The following is a 13,479-nucleotide window of genomic DNA, read 5'->3' as shown; positions in this document are numbered from 1 at the left end:
TGGGCGCAGGCGGGCGTCACCCTCGGCGGACATTTCCGTCACCCTCGGCGGACATGTCACCGGGAGCGCTCCCAACCCTCTCTCTGGGGTAGCGCTGCTCCGCGCTCCCATCGTCCGAGAGGGACTTCCATGACTGCCCACGAGACCACGCAGGACGTCGTGCTCGCCGCGCTCGCACAGGGCGTGACCGGCCGGGTCCTCGCCGGCACCGACCCCGACGCCCGGCTCTCCGGGATGAACGTCGCGGTCGAGCACCGCCCCGACTACGTCGTCCACGCCACGTCCGCCGACGACGTCCAGGCGACCGTCCGCACCGCCCAGCGCTTCGGCCTGCCGGTGACCGTCTTCAGCACGGGTCACGGCTTCGCGCGCGGGATCGACGGCGGTATCGCCCTGAGCACCGCAGGCCTGACCGGAGTCGAGGTCGACGAGCCGGCGCGCACGGCCCGCATCGCCGCAGGATCGAGATGGAGGGACGTGCTCGACGCCGTCACGCCGCTCGGTCTCGCGGCCGTCACGGGGTCGTCCCCCGACGTGGGAGCCGTCGGATTCCTCCTCGGCGGCGGGATCGGGCCGCTCGCGCGCGAGGTCGGTTTCGGGTCGAACTACCTCGTCGCGGCCGACCTCGTCACGGGCGACGGCTCCCTGCTCCACGTCGACGACGAGCACCACCCCGAGATCCTGCGGGCGCTGCGTGGCGGCAAGTGGGGGCTGGGCGTCGTGACCTCGGTGACGGTGCGCCTGCTGAACCTCGAGACCGTCACCGGCGGGAGCTTCTTCGCCCTCGGGGACGACGCCGCGACGCTCTTCCGGACCTACGCCGACTGGGTCCAGAGCGCGCCGTCGGACATCACGACGTCCATCGCGCTGCTGCGCCTGCCTCCGCTCGACTTCCTGCCTGAGCCGCTGCGCGGCCAGTACGTGGCGAACCTCCGCGTCGCCTCGACCCGGCCTCTGGCCGAGGTCGAGCGGGCCATCGCGCCCTTGCGCACCGCGGTGCCGATCCTCCTGGACTCGATCGCCGAGATCCCATACGCGGCGATCGGGGGAGTGCACGCCGACCCGACCGACCCCATGCCGATCCTCGACGGGTCCACCCTGCTGCACACGTTCGGGCCGCAGACCGCCGAGGCCGTGCTCGCGGTCGCGGGGCCGCAGTCGCAGGCCCCGCTCATGATGACCGAGATCCGCCAGCTCGGCGGGGCGCTCGCCGACGGGTCGCACGGCGCCGACTCGGTCACGGGGCGCGACGCCGCGTTCGCGCTCTTCACGATCGGGCTCCCCGTCCCCGAGCTCTTCGAGACGGCCGTCCCGGCAGCGATCAACGGCCTGCTCGAGGCGGCGCAGCCCTGGTCGCTCGGGCGCACCCAGGCGAACTTCGCCGGCGCGATCAGCGAGGCCGCGCCGATCGACCTGTGGTCCCCGGCGGACCAGGCGCACCTGGCGACCGTGCGCCGCGAGCTCGACCCCGACGGGAGGTTCGCGCTGCCCGCCTGAGGCGGCGTGACCCGCCCCGATGCCGAGGGAGCACCGTGCTCCCTCGGCATCGTGGAGCGGGACGTCAGGGTCAGACCGACCAGCGGACCTCGCTCGGCCGCGACTCGTTCCACAGCCGGTCGAGCGCCGTGACCACGTAGGTGTACTTCTTGCCGCGCAGCGCGGTCTCGTCGAGGTAGTCCTGCAGGATCCGCCCCTCGGCGCGCTGCGTCGCGACCAGGTGCGCGGGGTTCTCGACGTCGACCTTCTTGACCCATCCGTCGACGCGGTAGATCGCGAACGAGGTCGCGGGGAAGCGGCGGCCCCCGGCGTCGGTCCAGTGGACGCGGACGCCGTCGTCGCGCCACCCGGCCCATGCGAGCACGGGGGTGCGCAGCGGCTGCGCGGGCAGCCTGGGGGAGGCGGGCACGAGCGCGGGGTGGCGGTAGTGGTCCTCGAGCACGCGGCTCATGGAGCCCTGCGGGTCGGCGGGCACGTGCTTGGCCGAGAAGTAGACGTTCCCGAGCACGGGGCCGACCTCGGCGTCGACCTGCTGGCTGAACGTCAGGTGGTTCGACATCTCGGCGGGGTCGGTGAAGACGCCCGACGTGACCTTGTAGAGCGCCTCGCCGACGAAGAGCTGCGTGCCGGACTGCGCCGCGACCTCGGCCCACCACGGCACGAGCTTCGCGTAGTCCGCGACCGCGAGACCGATCTGCCAGTAGATCTGCGGGTTGATGTAGTCGAGCCACCCCTCGGTGACCCACTTGCGCGTGTCGGCGAACTGCATGTCGTACGACTGCGAGCCGCTGGTCGCCGAGCCCCGCGGGTCGGTCGAGGCGTTGCGCCAGATCCCGAACGGGCTGATCCCGAACTTGACCCACGGCTTGACCTGCTTGATGCGCTGCGAGATGGACTGCACGAACGTGTCGACGTTGTGGCGGCGCCACTCCTCGACCGTCGCGAAACCCGTGCCGTGCGTCGCATAGGTGTGCGCGTCGGGGATGGTCTGCCCCGCGACCGCGTAGGGGTAGAAGTAGTCGTCGAAGTGCACGCCGTCGAGGTCGTAGTTCTCGACCGAGTGGAGGATCGCGCGCTGGATGTGCTCCTGGGCCTCGGGCAGGCCCGGGTCGAAGTAGAGCTTGCCGCCGTAGGCCCATACCCACTCAGGGTGCTGGCGGGCGGGGTGCTCGGGGACGAGCTGGGCAGGGTCTGCCTGCATCGAGACGCGGTACGGGTTGTACCAGGCGTGGATCTCGATGTTGCGCTTGTGCGACTCCTCGACGACGAACGCGAGCGGGTCGTAGCCGGGGTCCTTGCCCTGGGTGCCCGTGAGGTACTGCGACCACGGTTCGTAGGGGCTGGGCCAGAACGCGTCGGCCGTCGGCCTGACCTGCACGAACACGGCGTTGAGCCGGTACTGCTCGGCGACGTCGAGCCAGTGCAGGTACTCGGCCTTCTGCTGCTCGGCGCTCAGCCCGGGGGCCGAGGGCCAGTCGATGTTGACGACGCTCGAGATCCACATGGCGCGCAGCTCGCGCTTGCGCGGCACGGGGCCCGACGGCGCCGCTCCCGTCGCAGGGGCGGGCGCCGCCGCGGCGGGGGAGAAGGAGCCGATCGTCACGCTCAGCGTGCTGGCCGCGACGCCAGCGGTCGCGAGCGTGAGGAAACCGCGGCGGCCGAGGCCCGGGGTCTCGGGCGAGGGGGTGGTGGGAGCGGGGGCGACCGCGGTGGGGTCGCTCGGGTGGTGCGTCATGTCCATGCCTCCGTTGGTACGGGTCCGATGCATGGAAGAGAATTTCACAGTTCCGCTTGATTGTGAAGGAATCTGCCGCGTGAGCCTGTGTCGAGACGTGAACAGACGCCCCTGATCCGACGGGATCGGGGGCGTCTGCTCACTTCTCGGCGCTCGGCGCCATCGGAGTGTCGCTGTTCATAGGTTCGTGACGAGAGTATGTTCCTCAGCATGGCATCCAAACCTCTCCAGGAACCGGCGTTCCTCATCCTGTCGGCGCTCGCTGCCGGCCCGCTGCACGGCTACGGCATCGCCAAGGACGTCGAGGCCAGCTCGGACGGTCGCATCACGCTGCGCGTCGGCACCCTCTACGGCGCGATCGACCGGCTCGTCGCGGCGGGTCTCGTCGAGGTCGACCACGAACAGGTCGTCGACTCGCGACTGCGCCGGTACTACCGGCTCACGGCCGAGGGCGGCGTGCGGCTCGAGGCCGAGGCGCACCGGGCCGAGGCGCACGCACGACGCGCCCTCGCACGACTGGCCGCCCGCGAGTCGCTCGCGAGCGCGCCCGGTCGCTCGACCGGAGCGGCGCCGTCGGGCCTGGGTGCCGGGCCGGTGCCCGCATGACCGCCGACGGCCCGCAGCAGACGGGATCCGCCGACGAGGCTCTGCCCGTCGTGCCCGTGCTGCCCGTCGCGCCCGTGCTCGTCCGCGACTACCGCCGCCTCGTGCGACTCTTCCCGTTCGCCTACCGCCGCGAGCACGAGGCCGAGATGCTCGGGCACCTGCTCGACGGTGCGCGCCCCGGGCAGTCGCGTCCGTCGTCGGCCGAGCGCCGCGACCTGGTGCTGGCCGCGGTGCGCGAGTGGGTGGTCGTCCCGCTCGGACCGACCCCGGGCCGCCGACGATCGGCCGCGACGTTCCTCGTGCTCGTGCTGCCGCTCCTGCTGATGGTTCCGGCCGCCAAGACCTTCGTGGCGGCCGCCGTCACGTTCGAATACCGCGGCCCGTGGCTCGCCGTGTCCAGCCACCCGTTCGCGCCGGGGTGGGTCCTGTGGGGGGCGGGCCTCGTCCTGGTGCTGTGCGGTCTCGTCCGTACCGGCCGGACCCTCGTCGTCGCGGGAACCGTCGTCTCGACGGTCGCGCTGGGTGTGATGATCTGGCAGGACGCGTTGCAGGCGGCCTATGTCGAGGCCGTGTGGGTCGTGGGCATGGCGGCGTTCGCGCTCGCCCTGGTCGAACGGACCCGGACGGGCGAACGGCCGTACGGGTGGCGCTGGGGCATCGCTCCAGCCGGTATCGCCGCGCTGCTCGCCGCGCTGACCTGGGGCGAGTTCACGGGGGCCGGGCCGTCGTGGCGATACGTCTCACCGTTCTGGCATCTCACGACGGGCACGATCGTCGTGCCGGTGGTCGTGGGGCTGGTCGTGCTCGTGGTGATCCCGGCGACGCGCGACGCGGTGCCGTTGCTCGGTGGGATCTTCGCGGCGTTCATGATCGGACGCGTGGGGATCTTCGGGTCGCGCACCTACCCCTTCTACGGGTACGAGCGCGTGGACGTCGCCGTCCTGCTGCTGGTCGCGGCCGCGACGTTCCTGGCACTGCGCTGGACGGTCGACCGGCCCCACCCCGGCCTGACGCTGCGGGTCAGCACCAGCCCCGCCGAGAAGTGAGTAGATGCCCCTGATCCGGCGGGATCAGGGGCATCTACTCACTTCTCGGCGAACGAGCCGAGGCTCAGTCCAGGTAGTCGCCCACCAGCTGCTCCGCGATGCCCGTGTACGTGCCCGGGGTGAGGTCGGTGAGGCGGCGCGTGACGTCGTCGGGCAGGCCGAGGCCCTGGACGAACTCCCGCATCTCCTCGCCCGTCAGGCGGTGCCCGCGCGTGAGGTCCTTGAGGCGCTCGTACGGGTTCTCCATGCCGGGCACGCCCGCGACCGACGCCGCACGCATGGCCGACTGGATGGGCTCGCCGAGCACCTCCCAGTTGGCGTCGAGGTCCGCGGCGAGCAGGTCCGCGTTGACCGCGAGGGCGCGCAGGCCGCGCGAGACGTTGTCCACCGCGAGCAGCGAGTGGCCGAACGCCGGGCCGATGTTGCGCTGCGTCGTCGAGTCCGTGAGGTCGCGCTGCAGGCGCGAGGTCACGAGCGTCGAGGCGAGCGTGTCGAGCAGCGCGCAGGAGATCTCGAGGTTCGCCTCGGCGTTCTCGAAGCGGATCGGGTTGACCTTGTGCGGCATGGTCGAGGACCCCGTCGCGCCCGGCACCGGGATCTGCTTGAAGAAGCCCAGCGAGATGTACGTCCACACGTCGGTGCTGAGGTTGTGGAGGATGCGGTTGAAGCGGGCCATGTCGCTGTAGAGCTCGGCCTGCCAGTCGTGCGACTCGATCTGCGTCGTCAGCGGGTTCCACGTGAGGCCGAGGCTCTCGACGAAGGACCTCGAGACCGCGGGCCAGTCGACGCCGGGGACCGCGACCGTGTGCGCCCCGTAGGTGCCCGTCGCGCCGTTGAGCTTGCCGAGGTACTCGGCGCCCTCGATGCGGCGCAGCTGGCGGCGCAGGCGGTGCGCGAGCACGGCAAGCTCCTTGCCGAGCGTCGACGGCGTCGCGGGCTGGCCGTGGGTGCGGCTCAGCAGCGGGACGGCCGCGTGCTCGCGGGCCATCTCGGCGAGCTGGTCCGCGAGGGCCGTCGCGGCGGGCAGCCACACGTCGCGCACCGCACCCTGCACCATGAGCGCGTACGACAGGTTGTTGATGTCCTCGCTCGTGCACGCGAAGTGCACCAGCTCGCCCGCCGACGGCAGGACCGTGCCCTCGCCCAGCACGCCCGGCGCCGCCTCGAGGCGACGCTTGATGTAGTACTCGATCGCCTTGACGTCGTGCACCGTGACGCGCTCGATCTCGCCCAGCTCGGCGATGCCCGCGGCGTCGAAGTCGGTGACGATCGCGCGCAGGTACGCCTTCTCGGCGTCGCTCAGCGTGGGCGCGCCCGGGACCACGGGGCCCTCGGTGAGGCGGATGAGCCACTCGACCTCGACGTGGAGGCGCTCGCGGTTGAGCGCGGCCTCGCTCAGGTGGTCGACGAGGGGCGCGACGGCGCCGCGGTAGCGCCCGTCGAGCGGCCCCAGGGCGATGGGCGGGGTGATGTCGGCGAGCGTGGCGCGCTGGGTGGTGGTCACAGGCGCGGCGGAGTCGGCGGAGTCCGTAGGCATGGCGCCATTCTCCCACGGGCGCCCGACGGCGGAGCGGGCGTCTCGCGGTCGTCGCGTCGCTCGGAGGGGTCGGGAGTCGGGCGGCCCGGCTCGTCTCCGGCACCTGCGCGGCGCAGGAGTCCTGGCCGTGCACAGGCACGGCCCGCGGACGACTGCCCACAGCCGCGCGCGCGGGCCGGGCGGGACCTCGCGGACCTTCCCTACGGTCGTGCGCATGTCGACCTCCTTCGCCCTCGCCGGCGCCGTGTCGGGCGGGTCACCCGCCCTCGACGTGGTCGATCCACGACCCGAGCTGCGCCGCGCCGCCGACCTCGCCGCGGAGGCGATCGCGATCGTCAGCCGGACCGCGGGCACCGCGTGGGAAGGGCCGGCTTCGGACGGGTACCGAGACCTCGTCGTCGACGCGGTCCACGAGCTGTACCGGACGGACCTCGCCGCCGACCGGGCCGTGGGGGCTGCCGCGCGCTACGTCAGGACGCTCGAGGCAGCCAACGCCGAGGCGAGCCTGCGATGAGCAGGCCGCCGGACCCGACCGCGGGCATCGTCGTCTCCGGAGGAGTGACCCGGGTCGAGACGGCCCACCTGGTCGAGGCCGCCGCCACCGTCCTCGAGGCGGCGCTGCACGTCGAGGCCGCCGCCGACGAGAGCCGGCGCGCGTACGGGCTCGTCAGCGGTCTCGTGGACGGGCCGTCGTCGTCGGTGCGGTGGGTCGGCGGGATCGCGGCGTGCTACAGCACGCTCGGTACGGGGACCTCGTCGGCGTGGGTGCCCGTCCCGCCCGAGGTCGTCGCCGCCCGCTCCGCGCTGCTCGACGAGACCGTGGCCTACACCGACGCGCTGCTCCGGGCGCAGGGGGTGCTCCTGGGGCTGTTCGACCGGCTCCGGAAGGCCGCCGGGATCTACGAGGAGGGCGAGTCGGGCGCGGAGCGCTTCCTCTCGTGGCTCGCGGGCATCCCCGGGACCGGGGTCGGGCTGACGGTGGGAGCAGGGCTCGCGGACGTCGCGGTGTGGGCGGCCGCTGGGCGCGGCGTCCGCTGGGACCGGTTCGTCAGCGGCTCCGGGGCGTATCACGACGAGGCCGTCCGTGACCTGGGCGCCGTCCTCACGGTCCTGAGTCCTGTGCCGGACCTCGAGGGGCGCTCGGACGTGGGAGAGGCCGCGGGCATGCTGCGTGGTGTGTCCGACGCCTACCGGCGGAACTTCGCCGCGGAGGTCGTCACGACCGAGCTGACGGACGACACCCTGCCCGACGGCTTCAGCAAGCCCGCCGCGCGCAGCGCGGAGGATCTCCTGTCCGGGATCGACGTGGTCTACGGCAAGGGCAACGACCTCCCGGACTCGGTCGTCTCGGTCGAGAAGTACGTCGGCGACGACCAGCGGGCGACGTGGGTGGTGACGGTTCCCGGGACGCAGCTCGGCAGGCTGACGACACCGTTCAGCATGACGTCGAACTTCGACCTGGTGCAGGGGGAGCCCGCCGACAGCACCGCGCACGTCCTCGACGCGATGCGCCAGGCCGAGATCCCCGAGGGGGAGGAGGTCGTCCTGGTGGGCCACTCGCAGGGCGGCATGGTCGCGATGGCCGTCGCGGCGGCGGCGACCGGTGCGAGGGGGGCTGCGGGCTCGGCAGGGGCCGTGCCCCGCTACGACGTCCGTCAGGTCCTGACCGCCGGGGCGCCGGTCGGGCTGGCGGCCTTGCCCTCAGGCGTCCGCGCCACGCACGTCGAGAACGAGCAGGAGGTGGTCTCGCAGCTCGACGGCGCCGACAACCCGGTCGGTCCGCACCAGGTCACGGTCCGCGCGGACCTCGACGCCCCGGGCGCGCCCAGGAGGCAGGACGGCATCCCGCACGGCGTGCCGCACCACGTCGACGTCCTGACCCGGGCCCGGGAGATCGGCCACCCAGGCCTCATGGACAACCTCGACGCGCTCGAGAAGGCCGTCTCGGGTGACCGCGTCGAGGCGCGCTACTTCCGTGGGGCGCTCGACCCGCTGCCGGTCGCGCCGCCATGACCCCGGGGGGAGCGAGCGGGGTCCAGGTCGAGGTCGAGGTCGGCGACGAGACGCTCCTGCGCCGCCGTCTCGACCGCTCGCGGACGGTAGCTGTCGCGCACCCACGCCACGGCACGGTCGGCGGGCACCCCGGCCCACCGTGCGAGGAGCGCGATCGCGGTGCCCGTGCGCCCCGTGCCGCCGTCGCACGCGATCTCCACGCGTTGCGCGGACGAGCGCTCGTACACGTCGCGGAGCGCCTCGACCGCGTCCGGCGTCCAACGGGGCAGGCCGAAGTCGGGCCAGGAGACCCACCGGGACTCCCAGGCCTCCGCGTGCGGTCGTGCCGTGAGGTAGAGCCCGAGCTCAGGGAGCTCGGTGGCGTCGGGAGGTCCGGCGGCCAGGCCGCGGCCGCGGAGGCGGCGCCCGTCGGGCAGGACGACGAGTCCGGCCGTCGTGCTGCTCCAGAGGCTCATGGTCTCCTCGGCCGGGGTCGTGACCGCTCCGGGTCAGACCCGCGACTTGGGTGCGACCACCGCGGAGATCGCGAAGTTCAGGACGCCGATGATGAGCGCGGCCAGCAGCGCCCACCAGAACCCACCCTCGATCCGGATGCCCCAGTCCGTCTGCTCGGTGATCCACGCCGTGAGCATCAGCATGAGGGCGTTCACGACGAGCGTGAACAGTCCCAGGGTGAGGATGTAGAGCGGGATCGAGATGATCGCCACGATCGGCTTGATGATCGCGTTGACCAGCGAGTAGATGAGGGCCACGGCCAGGACGATCACGATCTGGCCGCCGACGGTGTCGGAGCCGACGATCGAGAAGTGGTCGTCGATGAACAGGCTCGTGAGCCAGATCGCGATGCCGGTGACGATGACGCGGATGACGAAGCTCATGCGTGTCATCCTGCCATCGGCTGGCGTGGGTCGGCATCCACACACGCGGTCTCCGTGCGAAGCGCGCACCCGGCCCACGACGTGAGCGACGCCGTCGGGCGGCGAGGGACGGTGGCATCCTGGTGGCGTGACCAGCCCCGCGCCCTCCGTCCCCACGCCCCCCGCCGCAGGCGTCCCCCTCCGTCCCGCCGTCGCCGCGCTGCCCGCCTACGTGCCGGGCGCGCGCCTCGCTCCCGGGTCGAGCGCGTTCAAGCTGTCGTCCAACGAGAACCCGTACCCGCCGCCCGCCGCGGTCGTCGCGGCCATCGTCGACGCGGCCGCGGACACCAACCGCTACCCGGACATGTATGCGACGGACCTGACCGAGGCGCTCGCGACCGACCTGGGCGTGGACGCGGCGCAGGTCGTCGTGGGCAACGGCTCGGTGGCCGTGCTCGCGCACATCCTGTCGGCCGTCGTGGACGCGGGGGACGAGGTCGTCTACCCGTGGCGCTCGTTCGAGGCGTACCCGATCGCGGTCGCGGTCGCGGGCGGCACGTCGGTGCGCGTCCCGGTGACCCGGGACGGTCGCCTCGACCTGCCCGCGATGGCCGCGGCGATCAGCGACCGCACGCGCGTCGTCCTGGTCTGCACGCCCAACAACCCGACGGGCCCCGTGGTGCACGCGGGCGAGCTCGACGCGTTCCTCGCGGCGGTCCCGACCGACGTCCTGGTGGTCCTCGACGAGGCCTACCTGGAGTTCGTGCGCGACCCGCAGGCGCCCGACGGCCTCGCGGTCCTCGCGGCGCACCCCAACGTGGTCCTGCTGCGCACGCTGTCCAAGGCCTACGGGCTGGCGGGGCTGCGGGTCGGATACGCGGTCGCCGAGCCCGCGCTCGCGGCGGGCGTCCGCGCGGTCTCGACGCCGTTCGGCGTCTCGCACGTCGCGCAGCGCGCGGCGCTCGCGGCCTTGTCGGTCAAGGGCGAGCTGCTGGAGCGCGTCGAGCACCTGGTCGCGCGGCGCGAGCGCCTGGTCGAGGGGCTGCGGGACCAGGGCTGGGACCTGCCGGAGACGCAGGCGAACTTCGTGTGGTTCCCGCTCGGCGGCCCGACGGCGGAGCTCGCCGCGGGCGCTTCAGCGGCAGGTCTCCTGGTGCGCCCGTTCGCGGGCGAGGGCATCCGGGTGAGCGTGGGTGAGGAGGAGGCGACCGAGGCGTTCCTGAGGGTCGCGGCACGCTGGCGGTAGCGGCACCGGTACCTGTTGCCGGAGCGGGCCCCTGGGAGAAGACTCCCGGTATGGACACTCCCTCGTACGACCAGCTCCAGGACGACTACGGCTGGCTCTTCGGCACGGCGGCGCTGATCGTCTGGGCGGCCGTCGCGATCATCTTCCTGATCGCCTACATCCAGATCATCCGCAAGGCCGGCTACTCGGGCTGGTGGGTCCTGGTGGGGATCGTGCCGCTGCTGAACGTCGTGATGTTCCTGGTGTTCGCGTTCTCGACGTGGCCGGTCGTCCGGGAGCGGGACGCCCTCCGTGCGCGGGCGGGGTACACCGGTCCGTAGCCGCAGGGCTGACCCCCGAGTCCCGTCGTGCGGACGCGCGGTGCGGGCGGTGCTTGCGGTGGCCGTCGTGCTGCGGGGCTCGCCTGTTCTGAGGGGTTGCGCCAACGGATCCGTCCGCGACGCCCTGGTTCGTGGCGAGACGTGGACGTGCAGTTGGAGGGAACCTCCAAAGACGACCGGGGAAGGTTTGTCCTCCAATGGCGCAGGAGGCTACCCGCTCGTAGCCTACGCTTGCGTAAGCTACGGTGTCGTAGGTTCGGTCGGGAACGGCCGAGGACCGCCCCCGAGCGACCCGGGCTCACGCCTCGGGCCGCACCGAAGGAGAACGCGTGAACCAGCAGCACACGGCCCCTGCGGCCGACCTCGCAGCCGAGCCTGCCGGCGGTCCCCTGGCGGCCTCGACGGACTCCGGAACGACGGACACCGGGGCGACCCTCCCCGTCGACGCGGACCTGCTCCAGCTCCTGACCCCGACCGGTGTGCGGGTCGAGACCCCGGAGAACGCGGCCTACCGCGAGCGCGTCGCCCACCTGGACGCCGACGCCCTGCGCGGCCTGTACCGCGACATGGTCCTGACCCGCCGCTTCGACGACGAGTCGACGTCGCTCCAGCGGCAGGGCGAGCTCGGGCTCTTTCCCCAGGCGCTCGGCCAGGAGGCCGCGCAGATCGGCTCGGGTCGGGCGCTCGCCCCGCAGGACTACGTCTTCCCGTCCTACCGCGAGCACGGGGTCGCGTACACGCGCGGCGTGGACGTCGCCGACATCCTGCGCCAGTTCCGCGGCATCGACCACGGCGGCTGGGACCCGGAGGAGCACAACTTCCACCTCTACACGCTCGTGATCGGCTCGCACACGCTGCACGCGACGGGCTATGCGATGGGCGTCCAGCGCGACGGGCTCGTCGGCACGGGCGACCCGGCCAAGGACACCGCGGTCGTGACGTACTTCGGCGACGGCGCGACGTCCCAGGGCGACGTGAGCGAGGCCCTCGTCTTCGCCGCGGTCAACGAGTCCCCGGTCGTGTTCTTCTGCCAGAACAACCAGTGGGCCATCTCCGAGCCCACGACCAAGCAGTCGCGCGTGCCGATCCACCAGCGGGCCCACGGCTTCGGCATCCCGAGCCTGCGGGTCGACGGCAACGACGTCCTCGCGTGCTACGCCGCGACGGCCGAGGCGCTCGAGCGCGCGCACTCGGGCGGCGGCCCCACGTTCATCGAGGCCTACACGTACCGCATGGGCGCGCACACGACCTCGGACGACCCCACCCGTTACCGCACCTCCGAGCAGGAGGAGCTGTGGCGCCGTCGGGACCCGATCGACCGCCTGCGCCTCCTCCTGGAGGCCGAGGGTGCGTGGGACGAGCAGTGGGCCGCAGACCTCGAGGCCGAGGGCGACGCGCTCGGGGAGCGCCTGCGGACGTTCGTGCGCGGCCTGGGCCGCCCGTCGACCGAGTCGATGTTCGAGCACGTGTACGCGACCGAGCACGCGGTCGTCACGACCGAGCGCCGGTGGTTCGAGGAGTACGAGGCGTCCTTCGCGGACGAGGGAGCCTCGAGGACGCACGACCAGCACGGAGGAGCACGATGAGCGCGCCGACCACCACCGCACCGGCCACGGCGACCGGCACGGCCCGCCTCACGCTGGGCAAGGCCATCAATGAGGGCATGCGCGCCTCGCTCGCGAGCGACCCCAAGGTCCTGCTCATGGGCGAGGACATCGGCAAGCTCGGCGGCGTCTTCCGCGTGACCGACGGGCTCCAGGCGAGCTTCGGCGAGGACCGCGTGGTCGACACGCCGCTCGCCGAGTCGGGCATCGTCGGGACCGCGATCGGTCTGGCGTTGCGCGGCTACCGGCCCGTGTGCGAGATCCAGTTCGACGGCTTCATCTTCCCGGCCTACGACCAGATCACGACGCAGCTCGCCAAGATGCACTACCGCTCGCGCGGTCGCTTGAACCTGCCCGTGGTGATCCGGGTGCCGTTCGGCGGCGGGATCGGCGCGGTCGAGCACCACAGCGAGAGCCCCGAGGCGCTGTTCGCGCACACCCCCGGGCTGCGCGTCGTCTCGCCGTCGACGCCGCGGGACGCGTACACGATGATCCGCGAGGCCATCGCGTCCCCGGACCCCGTGCTGTTCTTCGAGCCCAAGGGCCGCTACTGGGACAAGGGCGACGTCGTGCTCGACGCTCCCGTCGGCGACTCGACCCTCAACTCCGCGGTCGTGGTGCGCGAGGGCACGGACCTCACGCTCGTGGCGTACGGCCCCACGGTGCCGACCGCGCTCAAGGTCGCCGCCGCGGCAGCGGCCGAGGGGCGGTCGATCGAGGTCGTGGACCTGCGCGCCATCTCCCCGCTCGACACCGCGACGGTCGTCGCGTCGGTGCGCAAGACCGGGCGCTGCGTCGTCGTGCACGAGGCCGCGACGTTCCTTGGCTCGGGCGCCGAGATCGCGGCCCGCGTGACCGAGGAGTGCTTCTACGAGCTCGAGTCGCCCGTGCTGCGCGTCGGCGGCTTCCACACGCCGTACCCCGTCGCGAAGCTCGAGCACGAGTATCTGCCGAGCCTCGACCGGGTGCTCGACGCGGTCGACCGCGCCATGGCGTTCTGACGGCCCCGCGCCGCACC

General features: G+C 72.6%; 13 protein-coding genes. 9 read left to right on the top strand and 4 right to left on the bottom strand.

Going from position 1 to position 13,479, the window contains the following annotated elements; translation table 11 throughout:
* The first annotated feature begins 129 nt into the window (after positions 1–129).
* Positions 130–1,497, top strand: a complete 1,368-nt coding sequence (locus JOD48_RS18555) for an FAD-binding oxidoreductase (RefSeq protein ID WP_191790170.1) — start codon at positions 130–132, stop codon at positions 1,495–1,497.
* A 70-nt stretch (positions 1,498–1,567) separates the two neighbouring features.
* Here the strand turns inward: JOD48_RS18555 and JOD48_RS18550 are convergent, their stop codons facing one another.
* The gene (locus JOD48_RS18550; protein ID WP_239527496.1) at positions 1,568–3,238 is read right to left on the bottom strand and encodes a glycoside hydrolase family 10-like protein; all 1,671 of its coding nucleotides are present in this window, start codon (positions 3,236–3,238) and stop codon (positions 1,568–1,570) included.
* Positions 3,239–3,442: 204 nt separating this feature from the next.
* On the opposite strand from JOD48_RS18550, the gene JOD48_RS18545 reads away from it, so the two are divergent.
* Both JOD48_RS18545 and JOD48_RS18540 read left to right on the top strand, forming a co-directional pair.
* Entirely contained in the window at positions 3,443–3,838 is a 396-nt protein-coding gene (locus tag JOD48_RS18545) for a PadR family transcriptional regulator (protein WP_204810040.1), read from the top strand.
* Positions 3,835–4,884, top strand: a complete 1,050-nt coding sequence (locus JOD48_RS18540; protein ID WP_204810039.1) for a hypothetical protein — start codon at positions 3,835–3,837, stop codon at positions 4,882–4,884. Before JOD48_RS18545 ends, JOD48_RS18540 begins: the two co-directional genes overlap by 4 nt.
* A 64-nt stretch (positions 4,885–4,948) precedes the next feature.
* Here JOD48_RS18540 and purB read toward each other — a convergent pair whose 3' ends face one another.
* Positions 4,949–6,421 (bottom strand): adenylosuccinate lyase, encoded by a 1,473-nt coding sequence (gene purB, locus JOD48_RS18535; protein ID WP_191790173.1) that lies wholly within the window; start codon positions 6,419–6,421, stop codon positions 4,949–4,951.
* A 214-nt stretch (positions 6,422–6,635) separates the two neighbouring features.
* Between purB and JOD48_RS18530 the strand changes: the two genes are divergently transcribed.
* Positions 6,636–6,935, top strand: a complete 300-nt coding sequence (locus JOD48_RS18530; RefSeq protein WP_204810038.1) for a hypothetical protein — start codon at positions 6,636–6,638, stop codon at positions 6,933–6,935.
* Positions 6,932–8,434 (top strand): alpha/beta fold hydrolase, encoded by a 1,503-nt coding sequence (locus JOD48_RS18525; protein WP_204810037.1) that lies wholly within the window; start codon positions 6,932–6,934, stop codon positions 8,432–8,434. Before JOD48_RS18530 ends, JOD48_RS18525 begins: the two co-directional genes overlap by 4 nt.
* On the opposite strand, the gene JOD48_RS18520 is transcribed toward JOD48_RS18525, so the two are convergent.
* On the bottom strand, positions 8,389–8,889 hold the full coding sequence (locus tag JOD48_RS18520) for a protein-tyrosine phosphatase family protein (protein WP_204810036.1): 501 nt from the start codon (positions 8,887–8,889) through the stop codon (positions 8,389–8,391). The genes JOD48_RS18525 and JOD48_RS18520 overlap by 46 nt on opposite strands.
* 33 nt (positions 8,890–8,922) lie before the next feature.
* Positions 8,923–9,312, bottom strand: a complete 390-nt coding sequence (locus tag JOD48_RS18515; protein WP_191790180.1) for a phage holin family protein — start codon at positions 9,310–9,312, stop codon at positions 8,923–8,925.
* A gap of 127 nt (positions 9,313–9,439) precedes the next feature.
* Between JOD48_RS18515 and hisC the strand changes: the two genes are divergently transcribed.
* The 4 genes from hisC to JOD48_RS18495 all read left to right on the top strand — a co-directional run bounded on the left by hisC (position 9,440) and on the right by JOD48_RS18495 (position 13,462).
* Positions 9,440–10,537, top strand: coding sequence for a histidinol-phosphate transaminase (gene hisC, locus JOD48_RS18510; protein WP_191790181.1), 1,098 nt, complete (start codon positions 9,440–9,442; stop codon positions 10,535–10,537).
* A gap of 50 nt (positions 10,538–10,587) precedes the next feature.
* Positions 10,588–10,857, top strand: coding sequence for a DUF805 domain-containing protein (locus tag JOD48_RS18505; protein WP_204810035.1), 270 nt, complete (start codon positions 10,588–10,590; stop codon positions 10,855–10,857).
* A gap of 452 nt (positions 10,858–11,309) precedes the next feature.
* A complete protein-coding gene (pdhA, locus tag JOD48_RS18500) occupies positions 11,310–12,443 on the top strand; it encodes a pyruvate dehydrogenase (acetyl-transferring) E1 component subunit alpha (RefSeq protein ID WP_239528238.1) in 1,134 nt (377 codons plus the stop codon).
* The gene (locus tag JOD48_RS18495) at positions 12,440–13,462 is read left to right on the top strand and encodes an alpha-ketoacid dehydrogenase subunit beta (RefSeq protein WP_204810034.1); all 1,023 of its coding nucleotides are present in this window, start codon (positions 12,440–12,442) and stop codon (positions 13,460–13,462) included. The genes pdhA and JOD48_RS18495 overlap by 4 nt, the downstream gene beginning before the upstream one ends.
* Positions 13,463–13,479 lie beyond the last annotated feature (17 nt).

Source organism: Oerskovia paurometabola, assembly GCF_016907365.1.
Lineage (GTDB): Bacteria > Actinomycetota > Actinomycetes > Actinomycetales > Cellulomonadaceae > Oerskovia > Oerskovia paurometabola.
The sequence above is the reverse complement of the archived record's forward strand: the minus strand, read 5'-3'. Positions and strand labels throughout refer to the sequence as shown.

Bases quoted from the DNA above. Each gene is read 5' to 3' on its own strand.
- JOD48_RS18555 (WP_191790170.1), top strand. From the start codon at position 130: ATGACTGCCCACGAGACCACGCAGGACGTCGTGCTCGCCGCGCTCGCA.
- JOD48_RS18550 (WP_239527496.1), bottom strand. From the start codon at position 3,238: ATGGACATGACGCACCACCCGAGCGACCCCACCGCGGTCGCCCCCGCT.
- JOD48_RS18545 (WP_204810040.1), top strand. From the start codon at position 3,443: ATGGCATCCAAACCTCTCCAGGAACCGGCGTTCCTCATCCTGTCGGCG.
- JOD48_RS18540 (WP_204810039.1), top strand. From the start codon at position 3,835: ATGACCGCCGACGGCCCGCAGCAGACGGGATCCGCCGACGAGGCTCTG.
- purB (WP_191790173.1), bottom strand. From the start codon at position 6,421: ATGCCTACGGACTCCGCCGACTCCGCCGCGCCTGTGACCACCACCCAG.
- JOD48_RS18530 (WP_204810038.1), top strand. From the start codon at position 6,636: ATGTCGACCTCCTTCGCCCTCGCCGGCGCCGTGTCGGGCGGGTCACCC.
- JOD48_RS18525 (WP_204810037.1), top strand. From the start codon at position 6,932: ATGAGCAGGCCGCCGGACCCGACCGCGGGCATCGTCGTCTCCGGAGGA.
- JOD48_RS18520 (WP_204810036.1), bottom strand. From the start codon at position 8,889: ATGAGCCTCTGGAGCAGCACGACGGCCGGACTCGTCGTCCTGCCCGAC.
- JOD48_RS18515 (WP_191790180.1), bottom strand. From the start codon at position 9,312: ATGAGCTTCGTCATCCGCGTCATCGTCACCGGCATCGCGATCTGGCTC.
- JOD48_RS18505 (WP_204810035.1), top strand. From the start codon at position 10,588: ATGGACACTCCCTCGTACGACCAGCTCCAGGACGACTACGGCTGGCTC.
- JOD48_RS18495 (WP_204810034.1), top strand. From the start codon at position 12,440: ATGAGCGCGCCGACCACCACCGCACCGGCCACGGCGACCGGCACGGCC.